At 54.4% G+C, this 16329-nt stretch carries 15 protein-coding genes and 3 pseudogenes; 7 read left to right on the forward strand and 11 right to left on the reverse strand.

Going from position 1 to position 16329, the window contains the following annotated elements; all coding sequences use genetic code 11:
- The first annotated feature begins 3 nt into the window (after positions 1-3).
- Positions 4-615 carry a glutathione S-transferase family protein gene (locus tag JCM2850_RS05905; protein ID WP_025870465.1) on the forward strand — a complete coding sequence of 204 codons (612 nt, stop codon included), beginning with the start codon at positions 4-6 and terminating at the stop codon, positions 613-615.
- 117 nt (positions 616-732) lie between these two features.
- On the opposite strand, the pseudogene mnmA reads toward JCM2850_RS05905, so the two are convergent.
- From mnmA to JCM2850_RS05920, 3 genes and pseudogenes are all read right to left on the reverse strand, one after another.
- A pseudogene (gene mnmA / locus JCM2850_RS17470) lies at positions 733-1814 on the reverse strand (tRNA 2-thiouridine(34) synthase MnmA).
- Positions 1815-1826: 12 nt separating this feature from the next.
- Complete coding sequence (locus JCM2850_RS05915) at positions 1827-2276, reverse strand: NUDIX hydrolase (RefSeq protein WP_025870467.1); 450 nt, start codon at positions 2274-2276, stop codon at positions 1827-1829.
- Between the two features lie 56 nt (positions 2277-2332).
- Entirely contained in the window at positions 2333-2968 is a 636-nt protein-coding gene (locus JCM2850_RS05920) for a YchE family NAAT transporter (protein WP_025870469.1), read from the reverse strand.
- 180 nt (positions 2969-3148) lie between these two features.
- Here JCM2850_RS05920 and JCM2850_RS05925 point away from each other — a divergent pair, with 180 nt between their 5' ends.
- Entirely contained in the window at positions 3149-3739 is a 591-nt protein-coding gene (locus tag JCM2850_RS05925; protein ID WP_148301203.1) for a Maf family protein, read from the forward strand.
- Positions 3740-3746: 7 nt separating this feature from the next.
- Positions 3747-5198 carry a ribonuclease G gene (gene rng / locus JCM2850_RS05930; protein ID WP_025870473.1) on the forward strand — a complete coding sequence of 484 codons (1452 nt, stop codon included), beginning with the start codon at positions 3747-3749 and terminating at the stop codon, positions 5196-5198.
- A gap of 129 nt (positions 5199-5327) precedes the next feature.
- Here rng and JCM2850_RS05935 read toward each other — a convergent pair whose 3' ends face one another.
- From JCM2850_RS05935 to JCM2850_RS05945, 3 genes and pseudogenes are all read right to left on the reverse strand, one after another.
- Positions 5328-5903 carry a YggT family protein gene (locus tag JCM2850_RS05935; RefSeq protein ID WP_025870474.1) on the reverse strand — a complete coding sequence of 192 codons (576 nt, stop codon included), beginning with the start codon at positions 5901-5903 and terminating at the stop codon, positions 5328-5330.
- A gap of 48 nt (positions 5904-5951) precedes the next feature.
- Positions 5952-6760: pseudogene (gene proC, locus JCM2850_RS17475) on the reverse strand (pyrroline-5-carboxylate reductase).
- Between the two features lie 64 nt (positions 6761-6824).
- Positions 6825-7535 carry a YggS family pyridoxal phosphate-dependent enzyme gene (locus JCM2850_RS05945; RefSeq protein WP_025870476.1) on the reverse strand — a complete coding sequence of 237 codons (711 nt, stop codon included), beginning with the start codon at positions 7533-7535 and terminating at the stop codon, positions 6825-6827.
- A gap of 151 nt (positions 7536-7686) precedes the next feature.
- Here JCM2850_RS05945 and JCM2850_RS05950 point away from each other — a divergent pair, with 151 nt between their 5' ends.
- The 4 genes from JCM2850_RS05950 (at position 7687) to JCM2850_RS05970 (ending at position 12422) form a co-directional block, all read left to right on the forward strand.
- Positions 7687-8730, forward strand: coding sequence for a type IV pilus twitching motility protein PilT (locus JCM2850_RS05950; RefSeq protein ID WP_025870478.1), 1044 nt, complete (start codon positions 7687-7689; stop codon positions 8728-8730).
- 71 nt (positions 8731-8801) lie between these two features.
- Positions 8802-9938, forward strand: a complete 1137-nt coding sequence (locus JCM2850_RS05955) for a PilT/PilU family type 4a pilus ATPase (protein WP_025870480.1) — start codon at positions 8802-8804, stop codon at positions 9936-9938.
- 112 nt (positions 9939-10050) lie between these two features.
- The gene (locus JCM2850_RS05960) at positions 10051-10806 is read left to right on the forward strand and encodes a TerC family protein (protein ID WP_025870482.1); all 756 of its coding nucleotides are present in this window, start codon (positions 10051-10053) and stop codon (positions 10804-10806) included.
- 170 nt (positions 10807-10976) lie between these two features.
- Positions 10977-12422 carry an acetamidase/formamidase family protein gene (locus JCM2850_RS05970; RefSeq protein ID WP_025870483.1) on the forward strand — a complete coding sequence of 482 codons (1446 nt, stop codon included), beginning with the start codon at positions 10977-10979 and terminating at the stop codon, positions 12420-12422.
- A 73-nt stretch (positions 12423-12495) separates the two neighbouring features.
- Here the strand turns inward: JCM2850_RS05970 and JCM2850_RS05975 are convergent, their stop codons facing one another.
- The 5 genes and pseudogenes from JCM2850_RS05975 to JCM2850_RS05995 form a co-directional block, all read right to left on the reverse strand.
- On the reverse strand, positions 12496-13773 hold the full coding sequence (locus JCM2850_RS05975) for a dihydroorotase (protein ID WP_025870484.1): 1278 nt from the start codon (positions 13771-13773) through the stop codon (positions 12496-12498).
- Positions 13770-14723 (reverse strand): aspartate carbamoyltransferase catalytic subunit, encoded by a 954-nt coding sequence (locus JCM2850_RS05980; RefSeq protein ID WP_025870485.1) that lies wholly within the window; start codon positions 14721-14723, stop codon positions 13770-13772. Before JCM2850_RS05980 ends, JCM2850_RS05975 begins: the two co-directional genes overlap by 4 nt.
- Positions 14723-15246 (reverse strand): annotated as a pseudogene (gene pyrR / locus JCM2850_RS17480) (bifunctional pyr operon transcriptional regulator/uracil phosphoribosyltransferase PyrR). Before pyrR ends, JCM2850_RS05980 begins: the two are co-directional and overlap by 1 nt.
- The gene (ruvX, locus tag JCM2850_RS05990; protein WP_025870487.1) at positions 15243-15689 is read right to left on the reverse strand and encodes a Holliday junction resolvase RuvX; all 447 of its coding nucleotides are present in this window, start codon (positions 15687-15689) and stop codon (positions 15243-15245) included. Before ruvX ends, pyrR begins: the two are co-directional and overlap by 4 nt.
- On the reverse strand, positions 15682-16254 hold the full coding sequence (locus tag JCM2850_RS05995) for a YqgE/AlgH family protein (protein WP_025870489.1): 573 nt from the start codon (positions 16252-16254) through the stop codon (positions 15682-15684). Before JCM2850_RS05995 ends, ruvX begins: the two co-directional genes overlap by 8 nt.
- Between the last annotated feature and the right edge of the window lie 75 nt (positions 16255-16329).

The raw sequence follows: 16329 nt of genomic DNA on the forward strand, positions 1-16329 counted from the left end.
ATGATGAAGCTGCTCTACTCCAATACCAGTCCCTATGCCCGCAAGGTAAGAATTGTCGCGGCAGAGAAGCGTATCGATGTCACCATGGTGCCCGTGGTGCTTGCCGCTGCGGACTGTCCGGTCAATGATCACAACCCGTTGGGCAAAATCCCGGTATTGATTCTGGCAGATGGCGACAGCCTCTATGATTCCCGCGTGATTGTGGAGTATCTGGATAACCGCACACCATTGGCGCATTTGCTGCCGCAAGATCATAGCGCCAGGGTCTGGGTGCGTCGCTGGGAGGCTTTGGCCGATGGTGTCTGTGATGCGGCGATTGCCGCCGTTATGGAAGGGCGTCGCCCCGAGGGCATGCAGGATGCGGCAGTGATTGCCAAGCAATTGGGCAAGGTCGAGCGCGGCCTGGAAAAACTCAATGCCGATCTGGAAAAGAAAAAATGGTGTGTCAACGACACCTTTAGTCTGGCAGATATTGCCCTGGGCTGTGTGCTGGGCTATCTGGAGCTACGCTATGCAGAGCTGGACTGGAAGCAACAATACCCCAACCTTGCCAAGCACTATGCCGCCATGATGAAGCGCCCCTCGTTCAAGGAAACCGTGCCACATCCAGCTTGATGCTGGAGATGCCCACAAGGTGAGCAGCCTTAGACGCGTTTTACTCAGCGCTCAGAGTTGATCAGCCCGGCCTATTTTGAATAAATAAGCCGGAGCTGAGGTTTAAGTGATTAAAACCTAAAGCGCTGAAGTAATAATGCCGCCACCCAGGCAGACATTGCTTTCATAGACCACTACCGATTGCCCGGCCGTAATCGCCCATTGTGCCTGACCAAAACGAATTTCCGTATGGTCGCCTTCCAGCTTGTCTATCTCGCAAGGCGCATCAGGTTGGCGATAACGTGTCTTGGCGGCATACACCCAGTGCGTGCGCGGCTCTTCACCCGCAATCCAGTGCAGATTGCTGGCCACCAGGCCATCATTCAGCAGCAGAGGATGCTCATGGCCTTGCACCACAATCAGCACATTGCGCTGCATATCCTTGCCCGCGACAAACCATGGCTCACCATTGCTTTCCTTAGAGCCACCAATGCCCAAGCCCTGGCGTTGGCCCATGGTGTAATACATCAAGCCGTTATGCTCACCCACGACACGGCCTTCCGGTGTCTGAATCTCGCCCGGTGTGCGCGGCAGATAGCGGCTGAGAAACTCCTGAAACGGGCGCTCGCCTATAAAGCAAATACCAGTGGAGTCTTTTTTCTCGCTGGTGGGCAAGCCTGCGCGACGCGCAATCTCGCGCACTTCGCGCTTGGGCAGGTGACCTAGCGGGAACAGTGTCTTGGAAAGCTGGGCCTGGTTAAGCCTATGCAGAAAATAGCTTTGATCCTTGCTGCCATCATCGGCCTTCATGAGTTGGAACAAGCCGTGACGTTCACGCACCTGGCGTAATGCCCGGTAGCCATCAGGTCGCCACCTAGTGCCATGGCATGATCGAGGAAGGCCTTGAACTTGATTTCGGAGTTACAAAGAATATCTGGATTGGGCGTACGGCCAGCGCTGTATTCTTCCAGAAAATTGGCGAATACGCGTTCCTTGTACTCCTTGCTGAAATTAACCGCTTCAATTTCTATACCCAGCTTGTCGGCTACCGCGGCAGCGTCTATCAAGTCCTGCTTGGCAGGGCAATATTCATCGGTATCGTCGTCTTCCCAGTTCTTCATGAACAGGCCGATGACCTCATAGCCTTGCTCCTGCAGCAGCAGTGCCGCTACCGAGGAATCCACGCCACCAGACATGCCAACAATGATTTTTTTCTTCATGAGACGCTACACTTAACTTTGCAAATGGGTAATGGCATGGAGGGGGAAGTGCTGTCCCGCCAGATAATGCTCTATGCAGGTCAGCACCTGCGGGCTTCTATGCCTGTCCTGGCTGGCACGGATTTCTTCCACGCTCATCCACACCGCGCGCACTATGCCTTGATCCAGCGCCTGCTCAGGCTGATGGTCATGTACATCGCCAATAAAGGCAAAACGCAGATAAGTGGCGTCTTTGATCGGGTGACGCCATTGGTATATGCCCAGCAGGCTGGTGGGCTGAAAGCCCCAGGCGGTTTCCTCACGCGTTTCGCGGATGACAGCTTCAATCAGGCTTTCGTCATTCTCGACGTGCCCGGCAGGCTGATTAAAGCGCAAGCCATCAGGGGTTTGTTCTTCCACCAGGAGAAAACGGCCAGCACGCTCTACAATAGCGGCTACCGTGGCATGAGGTTTCCAGATCATGAACAGTGTGGCGCAAGCGCCTTTAAGCTAAACCCATAATTTTACAGCGGGATAGCTTATGAAGCCAGCGCGGGAAACAGGCCATTTAGACCATGAGCAATAAACTCCACCGCCATCGCCGCCAGGATCAAGCCCATCAGCCGCGTCACTACATTAATGCCCAGCGTTCCTAGCCGCTGAGCGATATGCCCAGACAAACGCAAGGCCAGCCAGATACCGAGGCACACTGCCGCAATCGGCAGTGCCAGGGACAGATGACCCCACCAACTACCAGTCTGCTGCGCGGTAATAATCATGCTACTGATAGCACCAGGTCCGGCCAGCAAGGGAATGCTGAGCGGCACCACGGCGATGACATCGCGTTCCACAGTCTCAGCCGCTTCCTCGCGCGTCTGGCGTGAGGCACTTTGTTTGCCATGCATCATGGAGATGGCAATCATCATCACCAGAATGCCGCCGCCGACCTGAAACGAGGGAATGCTGATGCTGAAGAAATCCAGCACCTGCTCACCCAGCAGTGCTGAAATGGTCAGCACGATAAATACCGTCACCGCGACGGTTCGTGCGGTTCTTTGCCTATCCTGGCGCTGCCAGCCATCGGTCGCGCTGATAAAAATTGGGATAACGCCTATCGGGTTAACGATGGCAAACAGCGCGATGGCGGTTTTGAATAACAAGGCCCATTCAGCCATGAACATCTCCATAAGGTTGGTACTGGCTTGCAGCTAGGGGATCAGTTAGTATCTTCGCCCCTGTGCTATATAGTGCTTTAAGCATGCATCAATGCCAGTATGCTTGAATGCCACATACTTCTAATTCATAACAAGCCGTCAAGCAACATCATAGGGCTTATGCCCATGGAGCATGCATCAATGAACAGAATTTATCTGGCTTCACGTTCACCAAGACGTGCAGAATTGCTCACGCAGATAGGTATCACTTATACAATTTTGCCCTCGGATATAGACGAGTCTGTATATAATGCCGAAGAAGCGCAAGCCTATGTGCTGCGCCTGGCGCGTGCTAAGGCTGAGGCTTGTGGCCATGCATTACCTGTGGTTGACTTGCCGGTACTGGCCGCAGATACCACGGTCTGCGTTAATCAGCAGATATTGGGCAAACCCGCCGATGACGATGATGCGGTGGCGATGTTGCAAGCGCTGTCTGGGCAGTGGCATGAAGTGCATACCGCGATTGCCTTGTTAACGGCAAATAATATAGAGGTGGCTTTATCCAGCACTCGCGTCAAGATGGCGCAATTATCAAGAGATGTCATCGCGGCGTATGTGGCCAGCGGTGAACCCAGAGACAAAGCGGGGGCCTATGGCATACAAGGTCTGGGTGGTACGCTGATAGAACGTATTGAAGGCAGTTATTCCGGCGTCATGGGATTGCCGCTATTTGAAACCGCAAGCTTGCTGAGAAAGGCCGGGATGCAGATCCCGCAGAGCTGTCAAAGTTGATGGTGATATGAGCGAAGAAATTCTGATCAATGTAACGCCGCAGGAAACCCGTGTAGCCATCATAGAGCAGGGCGTATTGCAGGAGCTTCATGTAGAACGTGCGACCTCCCTAGGGCTGGTCGGCAATATCTATAGAGGCAAGGTCTGCCGGGTGCTACCTGGTATGCAGTCCGCCTTTGTTGAAATAGGCTTGCAACGCGCCGCTTTCCTGCATGTCGCGGATATCCTGGAGTGTTGTAGCCCGGACAAGGAAAAATCCATACAAGAGGTCCTGCACGAAGGCCAGCCGCTCATGGTGCAGGTCATCAAGGAGCCCATAGGCACCAAAGGTGCGCGTCTCACCACACAAATCAGTATTGCTGGTCGTTTCCTGGTTTACTTGCCACAGCAGCAGCATATTGGTGTATCCCAGCGTATAGAAGATGAAGCCGAGCGGGAACAACTACGTGAGCGCCTGATTCGGCTATTGCCAGAAAATCGCCAGGGCGGTTACATCATACGTACCATGTCTGAAGCGGCGACCGATGAAGAATTGCTGGCCGATATCGATTATCTGCAAAAGGTCTGGAGCAACATTCAGACTGCCAGTAAAGGCGCGGCTGATCGCTCCCTAGTGTTCCAGGATCTTGATCTTTCCATGCGCGTGCTGCGCGATGTGGTGAATGAAGATACGGATCGCATCCTGATTGATTCACGCGAGGCCTATCAAAAGCTGATGGACTTTGCTAGTCACTATGCCGTCGGTGCCGTGAAGCACCTGGAGCATTACCAGGGCGAGCGTCCTTTGTTTGATATGTTCAATGTCGAGCAGGAAATTACCAAAGCCATGTCGCGCAAGGTCGAGCTCAAGTCAGGTGGTTACCTGATTTTTGACCAGACTGAGGCGCTCACTACTGTTGATGTCAATACCGGTGGTTTTGTCAGTGGCCGTAGCCTGTCGGATACCATCTTCAAAACCAATCTAGAAGCGGCGCAATGTATTGCGCGGCAACTGCGCGTACGTAATCTCGGCGGCATCATCATTATTGATTTCATCGATATGGATGAAGAAGAGCAGCGCGATGCAGTGCTGTCTGAGCTGAAGAAGGCTGTGGTCAGAGACCGGGCGCGTACTGGCGTTAATGGCTTCTCCACGCTGGGCCTGGTGGAAATGACACGCAAGCGTACCCGCGAAAGCCTGGCGCATTTATTGTGCGAAGCCTGCCCTACCTGCAAGGGGCGTGGTGAAGTGAAGACCGCGCAAACGGTGTGTTATGAGATTTTCCGCGAATTGTTACGCAATGCTAGGCAGTTCACTGCGCGTGAGTTCCGTATCCTTGCGGCTCCCAAGGTGATAGACCTGTTGCTGGATGAAGAGTCGCAGAGTTTGGCTAATCTCTCCGACTTTATTGGCAAGCCTATATCCTTACAGGCGGAAACCCATTATCCGCAGGAAACTTATGACATTGTTTTAATGTGAGCCCTGCGGCGGTGATGAAGTAAGGCAACGAATTTACGCTAGATGAATAGTGCCTGTGTTCAGTCCCCTACAGACAATAAAAAATCGGCCTTGGCCGATTTTTTATTGTCTGCTATTCCTTGTTCCTGCTTAGAAAAAGCGCAGCAGTTGTTGCTCAAGCGGGGTAATCATCAGAATGATCAACAGTTGAGCAGCAATCAAAACAAACAAGGGCGACAGATCAAAGCCACCCGCACTGGGGATGCGATTGCGCAATGGCTGCAGCAGCGGCCGGGTGAGCGCATCCAGCACTGGTGTAATGACGGTGTGCGGGTTAATCCAGCTCAGAATGGCTTGTATCAGCACGGCGTAAAGGAAAATAGTGATACTAAGCTTGAGCAGGCCGACAAAAGCCAGGCCAAGCAGGGCGAGCCAGATCACGTTATCAGCCACCAGCAGTGGGTAATTGTTGAGCCATCTGGACAGGCTTTCCAAAAGAAAACTTGTCAGCAATGCCAGCAACAGCGTGCTGGTATCGATACCAGCAATGCCAGGCACCACGCGGCGTACTGGCTTCACCGCAAAGTTGGTCAGTGCGACTACGGCTTGTGACACCGGGTTTTGGAAGGGCGCGCGGGTTAATTGCAGGTAAAAACGCAGCAGCAATGCCAGGGTGAACAAGTCGAATATGGTATGCAGCAGAAACTGTAAGGCATTAGTGATCATGCAAACTCCAGGGTAAGGCCAGGGTGGTTGTCATCATGTTGAGTAGCTTCAATCCTTGCCAAGTTGCTCGCCCAGTTCACGCGCACGCTCAGCCGCAGCGCGTGCTGCACGGATAATGGCGGGCTTGATGCCATCCTGTTCCAGCGAAAGCAGGGCGCGCTCGGTGGTGCCACCCTTAGAGGTCACCTGGGCGCGCAAGGTTGCGGCCGGGGTTTCAACCTGGCTGGCAAGTTGGCTGGCACCAAGAAAAGTCTGCAGACTGAGCGTACGAGCTTGCTCAGCGCTGAGACCGAGCTCCAGCCCGGCCTGTTCCAAGGCTTCTATAAAGTAGAACACATAAGCTGGGCCACTGCCGGAAATGGCCGTGACCAGGTCTATCTTACTTTCATCATCTACCATAGCGTGCTGCCAGCCGCTGCCAGCAGTTGGTCGGCTTGTTCACGCTGCTCCAGGCTCACTCCGGCAGCGGCATAAAGGCCGGAAACTCCGGCCTGAATCTGTGCTGGGGTGTTAGGCATCACGCGCACAATCGCGTTGTAACCATTGAGCCAGCGTTGCAGCGCGGCGCAACTGATGCCCGCGGCAATTGAAATCACCAACTGCTGCTTGAGGAAGCTGGCGAGGAAGATGGCGATATCACGCAGTTGCTGCGGCTTGACCGCCAGCACGACGACATCGGCATTGACCACGCTAGGCAAATGCTCGGTGGTTTGTACGCCAAACTCCTGGGTCAGCGCTTCACGCTTGCTGGCATCCAGTTCCACTACGCTGATATTGCCAGTGTCAAAACCCTTTTGCTTAAGTCCGCTGATGATGGCGCTGGCCATATTGCCGCCGCCAATAAAACTGATCTTCATAATGCCTGCTCTATCAAAATGCTGGAATGGGGGTGTCAAACTGAGACTAAAAAGCCATCAATCATCAAGTGCTGCTTGCAGAATCCTTAGGGTATGTGCGCGCCCCAAAAATCGCTGAGCCTACTCGGACTATTGTCGCACCCTCTTGGATGGCTGCGGGAAAATCTTCCGACATGCCCATGGATAGGGTGTCCACAGCATGGCCCTGCCCCTGTAATTGCTCAAACACCTGGCGCACCGCATGAAATTGGGCGCGTTGTTGTAACGGGTCTGCCGTGGGGGCAGGGATGGCCATCAGGCCGCGTAAACGCAAGCGTGGCAGGGTGGCGATATGCTGGGCCAGTGCCAGGGCTTCTTCTGCGTTGACCCCACTTTTGCTGCTTTCGTCACTGATATTGAGCTGTATGCAGACTTGCAGCGCTGGTGCGTCTTCTGGCCGCGCGGCATTGAGCCTGTCTGCTATCTTGCTGCGGTCTATGCCATGCACCCAATCAAAGTGGGTGGCGATGGGCTGGGTTTTGTTGCTTTGTATCGGCCCTATGAAATGCCAGGTAATGGCTAGGTCATGCAGCTCCTGCTGTTTTTGCAGGGCTTCCTGTAAGTAGTTCTCACCAAAATGCTGCTGTCCCAAGGCATAGGCGCTGCGTATGCTTTGCGCAGGGTGCGCCTTGCTGACCGCAAGCAGAGTAACCGCATCTGGTGCGCGTCCAGCCTGGGCTTCAGCGGCGGCGATCTGCGCCATGATGGCTTGCCAGCGCTCGCCAATTGTGTTCATAATCCGCTCATCCTTTTGATTCAGCCAACCTTGATGATTCATTCGTACTTGTTACCAAACTGGCTGGGTCAGCGCCAGCCTGGAATGCGGGTCAAATTATAATCAAAGTTAGCTTCAAACCTGGCATCAAAAATTATAATAGGAGTCCCTCTTGGATATTTCCGATCTACTGGCATTCTCGGTCAAGAACAAAGCCTCGGACTTGCATCTTTCCGCTGGCATGCCGCCCTTGATTCGTGTGCACGGGGATGTGCGCAAGATCAACGTGCCACCGCTGGATCATAGCGCGGTACACGGCATGGTGTACGACATCATGAATGATGCCCAGCGTAAGGTCTATGAAGAAACCCTGGAGTGTGACTTCTCGTTTGAAATTCCCAACCTGGCGCGCTTCCGGGTTAATGCCTTTAATCAGAATCGTGGTGCAGGTGCGGTATTCCGTACCATTCCTTCCAAAGTGCTGACTATGGAGCAACTAGGCTGTCCGCCTATATTCCGTGAGATTGCACAAAATCCGCGCGGTATTGTGTTGGTGACTGGCCCTACGGGTTCGGGTAAATCCACCACGCTGGCGGCGATGATAGATTTCATCAACGAGAACGAGTTTGGTCATATCCTCACGGTGGAAGACCCGATTGAATTTGTACATACCTCCAAAAAGTGCCTGATTAACCAGCGCGAGGTAGGCCCGCATACTTTGTCCTTCTCCAATGCGCTACGCTCAGCACTGCGTGAAGACCCGGATGTGATTCTGGTAGGCGAAATGCGTGATTTGGAAACCATACGTCTGGCGCTTTCGGCGGCAGAAACTGGCCATTTGGTGTTTGGTACCCTGCACACCAGTTCAGCGGCCAAGACCATAGACCGTATCGTCGATGTGTTCCCGGCAGCTGAAAAGGAAATGGTGCGCTCCATGTTGTCGGAATCCCTGCGCGCGGTGATATCGCAAACGCTATGCAAGACCAAGGATGAGCAGGGTCGCGTGGCTGCGCATGAAGTCATGATAGGCACGCCAGCGATTCGTAACCTGATCCGCGAAAACAAGATTGCCCAAATGTACTCGGCGATTCAGACCGGGCAAAACGTCGGCATGCAGACGTTGGATCAAAACCTGCAAGATCTGGTGAAGCGCAATGTGATCTCGGTGAATGAAGCCAGGGGCAAAGCTGCTAACAAAGATAGTTTCGGCGGTTAATGCAGAACAAATCAGCGACCGACACCTTTATGTGTCTAATTGGTTGCTAAAACAAATCATTGGGAAACAGGATGGATCAGGGGCAAGCAGAAAAATTTGTATTCGACCTGTTGCGGTTGATGCTGAGCAAGAAGGCGTCCGATCTTTTCGTCACGGCTGGCTTTCCGCCCGCGATGAAGATAGATGGGCGCATGACGCCAGTGACAGCCCAGGCATTGTCGCCACAACAGGCGCGCGAGATTGCGCGTGCCATCATGAACGACAAACAGGCTGCTGAATTTGATGCCAGTCATGAATGCAACTTTGCCATTGGCATGCCTGGCGTTGCACGTTTCCGCGTGAATGCCTTTGTGCAACGCGGCAGTGTGGGCCTAGTGTTTCGTACTATTAGTACGCATATCCCCAAATTTGAAGAACTGGGCTTGCCGCCTATATTGCAGCAGGTGGCCCAGGCCAAGCGCGGCTTGGTGATTTTTGTCGGTGGTACAGGCTCCGGTAAATCCACCTCGCTGGCTTCCATGGTGGGTTATCGCAATGAGCATAGCTACGGTCACATCATCACCATAGAAGACCCGATAGAGTTTGTGCATGAACACAAGAACTGCATCATTACCCAGCGCGAGGTTGGTGTAGATACTGACAATTGGCAGGCCGCATTGAAAAACACCTTGCGCCAAGCGCCGGATGTGATTCTGATCGGCGAAATCCGTGACCGTGAGACCATGGATTACGCGATTGCCTTTGCCGAAACTGGGCATTTATGCATGGCTACGCTGCATGCCAACAGTACCAACCAGGCCCTGGATCGCATCATCAACTTCTTCCCCGAGGAGCGCAGACATCAGCTGCTGATGGATCTTTCACTCAATGTGCAGGCGTTTGTCTCGCAGCGCCTGATACCGCGACGCAGTGGTGCTGGCCGTATTGCCGCCATGGAGATTATGCTCAACTCGCCCTTGATCTCAGACCTCATCTTCAAGGGCGATGTGCATGAGATCAAGGAAATCATCAGCAAATCACGCGAACTTGGCATGCAGACTTTTGACCAATCCTTGTTTGATCTGCATGAGAGTGATCTCATCTCTTATGAAGATGCGCTGCGCAATGCCGATTCCGTCAACGATCTCAGGCTCAGGATCAAACTGGAAGGCAAGGATGCCAAGGACAGGGACTTGTCCGCCGGGCTGGATAATCTGGGTATTGTCTAGTTTCAAATGTATTAAAGCTGACAGCCATGACGCTGGATGCCTTTAAACCTTGGTTCTATCCTGAAGCGCTGGCACAATAGCCATCCTCTCGCGACATTACTGAAAGCCAAAAATGTTTGAATGGTTGGCCAACCCTGAAGCTTGGATTGCTCTGGCAACCCTGACTGCCCTCGAAATCGTGCTGGGCATCGATAACATCATCTTTATCTCCATCCTGGTTGGCCGTCTGCCGGAAAAACAACGTGCCACCGCACGGCGGTTGGGTTTGAGTCTGGCTATGCTGGCGCGGCTTGGTCTGCTGTTCTCAATTTCCTGGGTCATGGGCCTGACCCGACCCTGGTTTGAAATTGCTGGGTTTGAAGTGTCCGGACGTGACCTGATACTGATTGGCGGTGGCCTGTTCCTGCTGGCCAAGGCGACTCATGAAATCCATAACAGCCTGGAAGGCGGCGAGGGCCATGATGAGTCCAACCCTGTGGTCACCAGCATGGGCATGGTGCTGGCGCAGATTGCTGTGCTTGATATCGTCTTTTCGCTTGATTCGGTGATTACAGCGGTGGGGCTGGCCGATCATGTGGCCATCATGGCAATCGCCATTATTCTCGCGGTCGGTGTGATGCTGTTTGCTGCCAAATCCATAGGCGACTTTGTCGATGCGCATCCCACCATCAAGATATTGGCCTTGTCCTTCCTGATTCTGGTGGGGGTGACCTTGATGATAGAAGGCTTTGATGTGCATGTGCCCAAGGGCTATATCTACTTTGCCATGGCTTTCTCGGTCACGGTTGAAATGCTCAATATCAAGATGCGCCAGCGTGCCAATGCGCGCAATCCACTCAAGCTGCGCAAGCAGGCTCCAAAGCAGTAGCTTTGCTCATCAGCCTGTACCTGCTTGGTGCAGGTGGCCCTGTGTTGGTGCTTGCTCAAGGGCTACTGCAGGGCCAGAGCTCAGTCTGACGCGCTATTGGCCCTCATATCCGCTTGGCCCCTATGTTGCTTTTAAACCCTTGAACCATTTCACTTCAAGGGAGCAATGCAATGCAGGATCATGTATGCCAGCCAGGTTGTCATCATCACAGCGGCGATCAGCCGGAAATCCAGGAAGAGTTCAAGCAAGGGCGGCGCGAGTTTATGCGCGATATTACCGCTGGTGGCGTGCTGGCCTCGGTTGCCAGTTTGGGTATCAGCTCCAGTGCCCTGGGCGCTACGGCTAGCCCGCCCAAGACTGGCGCAGGCTCAGGCCGCGCCACGCATTACTACGTGCCAGCCAGTGATAAAACCGTGCACTGGGGCTATTTCAGCAAATCATTAAAACCTCTGGTAGAGCTGGAATCCGGCGATTTTGCCACTATAGAAACGCTGACCCATCATGCCAATGACGATGCCTCGCTGATGGTCAAAGGCGATGCCGGGGCCGAGAGCGTGTTTTACTGGGATAGCAAGCGCAAGGGTGTAAACCGCCGTGGCATGGGCCCCATGGACCACAAGCTGGGCGCAGGTGGCGGCATGGGGGTACATATCTGTACCGGGCCTATCGCCATCAAGGGTGCCAAGCCTGGCGATGTGCTGGAGGTGCGCATTGTGGATGTCAGCTTGCGCCCCAGCGCAAGCCCTGAGCACAAGGGCAAGGCCTTTGGCTCTAATGCGGCAGCCAATTGGGGCTTTCACTATGGCGAGCTGATGGAAGAGCCCAAGAAGCGCGAGGTGGTGACCATCTATGAGATGGATGTCAGTGGTGGCCGCAACTGGGCACGCGCGCACTACAACTACCGCTGGACGCCGCAGACCGATCCCTTTGGCATTGTCCATCCGATTATCGATTACCCTGGTGTACCCGTAGACCACAGCACCATCAGCAAAAATTACGATGTGCTGAAGAATATCCGTATCCCGGTGCGTCCGCATTTTGGCACCATGGGCCTGGCACCCAAAGAGGCGGATCTGGTCAACTCCATCCCACCCAGCTATACCGGGGGCAATATAGATAACTGGCGCATAGGCAAGGGCGCCACCATGTATTACCCGGTTTCTGTGGATGGCGGATTATTCTCGGTGGGCGATCCCCATGCTTCGCAGGGGGATTCGGAAATGTGCGGTACGGCCATTGAGTGCTCATTAACCGGGACTTTCCAGTTTATTCTGCACAAGCAGGCCGACCTGGCGGGAAGCTCACTTGAAAACCTGCAATACCCGCTGCTGGAAACCAAGGATGAATGGGTGCTGCATGGCTTTAGCTACGCCAACTATCTGGCCGAACTGGGGGCTGAGGCCCAGAACAGTATCTTCAGTAAATCTTCGCTGGATTTGGCACTCAAGGATGCTTTCCGCAAGATGCGCCACTTCCTCATGCATACCCAGCAGCTCAGTGAGGATGAAGCGGTGTCATTGATGTCTATTGCCGTGGATTTTGGCATTACCCAGGTGGTGGATGGCAATTGGGGCGTGCATGCGGTGGTGAACAAGAGCTTGTTCCCGGCGCGCTAAGAAGATTGGCCACGCCAGGCTTAGCTGGCGTGGCCAATCAAAGACATATTGATTTGGTGATGTAGGCTTGGGCTCAGCTTGCGCTGTAGGCAATCTGCCCGCTGACCAGGCTATAGCGCACTTTGCCAGCCAGTTCTAGCCCGTCAAAAGGCGTGTTCTTGCCCTGGCTTAATAGATTGCTGGCTTCTACCTTCCAGTACTGCTCGGGGTCGAAGATGCAGATATCGGCCACTGCGCCCACTGCCAGTTGGCCATGGCTAATGCCCAGGCTCTTCGCAGGTGCGCTGGTGATGCGCTCAAGCGCTGTGCTCAGCGGCAGTTTCATTTCTGCAGCCCACTTCAGAATCAGCGGCAGCAGCAACTCCAGCCCCGTGGCCCCAGCTTCTGATTCACCAAATGGTGTGAGCTTGGCATCGTCATCCATAGGCGTGTGGTCTGAGCAGGCCAAATCAATGGTGCCGTCAGCCAAGCCTTGCCTTAAGCCATCACGGTCACGCTGGCTGCGTAGCGGCGGGCGCAAATGGCAATTGCTGTCGAAGTACGCAATGTCGTGCTCGGTCAGGTGCAGATGATTGATGCTGACATCACAACTGATCTGCAAGCCTTTTTGCTTGGCCTCGCGCACCATGTCCACCGCTTCTGCGCTGGATAGACGGCACAGGTGGACTTTGGCACCCGTCTCACGCGCAATATGCAAAATTGTGGAAAGTGCCAGGGTCTCGGCTGCTACCGGGATGCCCTTGAGGCCCAGCCTGGCAGAGATTTCACCATCATGGGCCACGCCGCCAGCGGCAAGGAAAGGCTCTTCCGGACGCAGCCAGACGGTGTAGCCAAACGTGGCGGCGTATTGCATGGCGCGCCACAGCACTTGGGTGTCTATGATGGCCTTGTCGGCCTGGGCAAAGCCTACACAGCCAGCCTCGGTCAATTCGCTCATTTCAGTGAGCTGCTTGCCCGCCAATTGGCGCGTCAGTGCGCCCAATGGATAAACATGGGACAGGTGCAATTGCTTGGCCCTGTGCTTGAGCATTTCCACCAAGCCGGGTTCATCCAGCACCGGGTCGGTATCGGGTGGGCAGGCCAGGCTGGTGATGCCACCCGCCACTGCGGCCAGCATTTCACTTTCCAGCGTGGCTTTATATTCATTGCCTGGCTCGCGCAAGCGTGCCGAGACATCCACCAGGCCTGGGCACACCACTAGCCCACGTGCATCTATGACTTGGTTGGCATTGAAAGTGTCAGGTGCCTCGCCTATCGCGGCGATTTTGCCTGCGGCGATATAGAGGTCGGTGACCATGTCGATATTGTGCTTGGGGTCTATGACCCGGCCTTGCTTGATATGAATCTTCATTCAGGGTTTCCTGCGAGTATGCTCATGACGGCCATGCGTACCGCGATGCCGTAGGTGACTTGCGGCAAGATCACCGATTGCTTGCCATCGGCGACGGCGGAATCAATTTCCACGCCGCGATTCATGGGGCCGGGGTGCATGACGATGGCATCCGGTCGCGCCAGGGCGAGTTTTTCCGGGGTCAGGCCATAGCACTTGAAGTATTCCTGCGCGCTGGGCAGCAAGGCGCCTGTCATGCGCTCATTCTGTAGCCTCAGCATCATCACCACATCTACATCCTTAAGGCCTGCATTCATGTCGTGATAAACCTGCACCCCCAGCTTATCTACATCTTTGGGCAACAAGGTCTTGGGGGCGATGACACGCACCTCGGGTACACCTAGCGTGGTCAGTGCATGAATTTCTGAGCGTGCCACGCGCGAATGCAGTACATCACCGACCAGGGCCACACGCAGGTTATGCATATCCGGTTTGTATCTACGGATGGTGAATACATCCAGTAGACCCTGGGTTGGGTGCGCATGGCGGCCATCCCCGGCATTGATCACATGAATGTGCGGCGCCACATGGCGCGCAATAAAGTGGGCGGCACCAGACTCAGCATGGCGCACCACAAACATATCGGCATGCATGGCAGTGAGATTGTCCACGGTGTCGAGTATGGTCTCGCCCTTGGATTGGGATGAGGTGCTGACATTGAGGTTGATGACATCGGCTGACAGGCGCTTGGCTGCAATCTCGAACGTGGTACGGGTACGGGTACTGTTTTCAAAAAAGATATTGCACACGGTCTTGCCGCGTAGCAACGGCACTTTCTTTACTTCACGTTCAGCCACGCCGACAAAGGATTCCGCGGTATCGAGAATCTGGTTGAGGATGGCCCGTGGCAAGCCTTCGGTGCTGAGCAGGTGCTTGAGCTTGCCGTCTTTGGTCAGTTGGGGGTTATGCATCAGGCATGGTCTTCCAGGGTGAATTGCAGGCGACGCGTGGCATCGCGGGAGAGTTGCAGTTTCTGCTGGGCGGGAATATCCAGCTCCAGCGCAGTGACTTGCGGGCAGATAGGCAGTTCGCGCCCGCCACGATTGACCAGGACTGCCAGGGTAATACTGGCAGGCCGCCCATAGTCGAATAACTCATTCATGCGGCACGTATGGTGCGGCCAGTGTAGAACACATCATCCAGCAGGATGATATGGCGGTTTTCGACATCAAAGGGAATCTGCGAGGGACGGGTATCGGCATGCAGTCCGCGCTGGTTGTAATCATCGCGATAAAACGAGCTGTCCAGTATGCCAAGTTGCAGGTCGGCCTCTGGGTGTGTTTGCTGCAACTGCGGCAACAGGCGCTCTGCAATCCAGGCCCCGCCGCTGTGTATGCCAACGATGGCGGTATTGGGTTTGATATGGGCTGCGAGTTTGTCAGCCAGGATGGTAAGCAGATCTTCTGCCTGCGGTAACTGCTGATTGATTGTCATAAAGCGTATCCATCAAAATAGGATTGCAGAATTACTTGCGCCGCGACCTGATCCAGCATGGGTTTTTGCTTGCGGCCAGTGACGCCGGATTCTCTCAGCGATTGGCTGGCTTCCGCTGAGCTGAGTCTTTCATCGACCAAAGTCACAGGCAGGCTGAAACGACCCTCCAGACGACGTGCAAATTTTCGACATAACAGGCTGAGTGCGTGTTCTTCGCCATTGAGGTAGCTGGGCAAACCCACTACCAGCATCACGGGTTGCCATTCCGTGATCAAGGCTGAGATCAATTCAAAACGCTGGCTATTGGCTTCACTATCTATGGTAGTCAGTGGGTGGGCAATGCCTAGCAGAGTTTCGCCTATTGCCACCCCTATTCTTCTTTCGCCAAAGTCGAACCCGAGCACGCAGCCCTGGTTCGGCACTTGGCGCAGGGGGTCAGGCATGCCCGGCTTCCTCGGCAAATCTGGCGAAATCCAAGCCTAGCAAACGCATGGCCGCTTCTACTTTTTCTGCATGAGGCAGGCCGAACAGCAGCTGGTCGCGCGCTTCCCGGTCTGCCTCTACCGTGAGCCAGGCATTTTGACCTATCTCCTGCTCAAGTTGTCCAGCACCCCAGCCAGCATAACCCAGGGTAATCAGGGCATGATCAGGGCCAGTGCCATTGGCCATGGCTTCCAGAATGTCCTTGGAGGTGGTTAGCGCGATGTCCTCGCCTATGACCAGGCTGGAATTCCAGTCGTGTATAGGCTGATGCAGTACAAAACCTCGGTCAATCTGCACTGGCCCACCAAAATGCACCGGGCTGTCCCCGGTTTCTTCCTTGGCGGCTTGCAGTTTGAGTTGCTTGAACAGGGTCTTGAGCTTCATCTCGATAGGACGGTTGATGATGACGCCCATGGCGCCATCCGCATTGTGCTCGCAGACGAAAGTGACCGATTTGGCAAAGTAAGGGTCAGTCATGGCTGGCATGGCCACAAGAAACTGCCCGGTAAGATTGACGTTTTCCACGCTGGGGATTATCTCACAGAACGTTGCAACATATCAGCGGGCGACATGTGATGAAGCATCAATAGCCGCCCATCG

It is taken from the genome of Methylobacillus glycogenes JCM 2850, from assembly GCF_000617925.1.
GTDB classification, from domain to species: Bacteria; Pseudomonadota; Gammaproteobacteria; order Burkholderiales; family Methylophilaceae; genus Methylobacillus; species Methylobacillus glycogenes.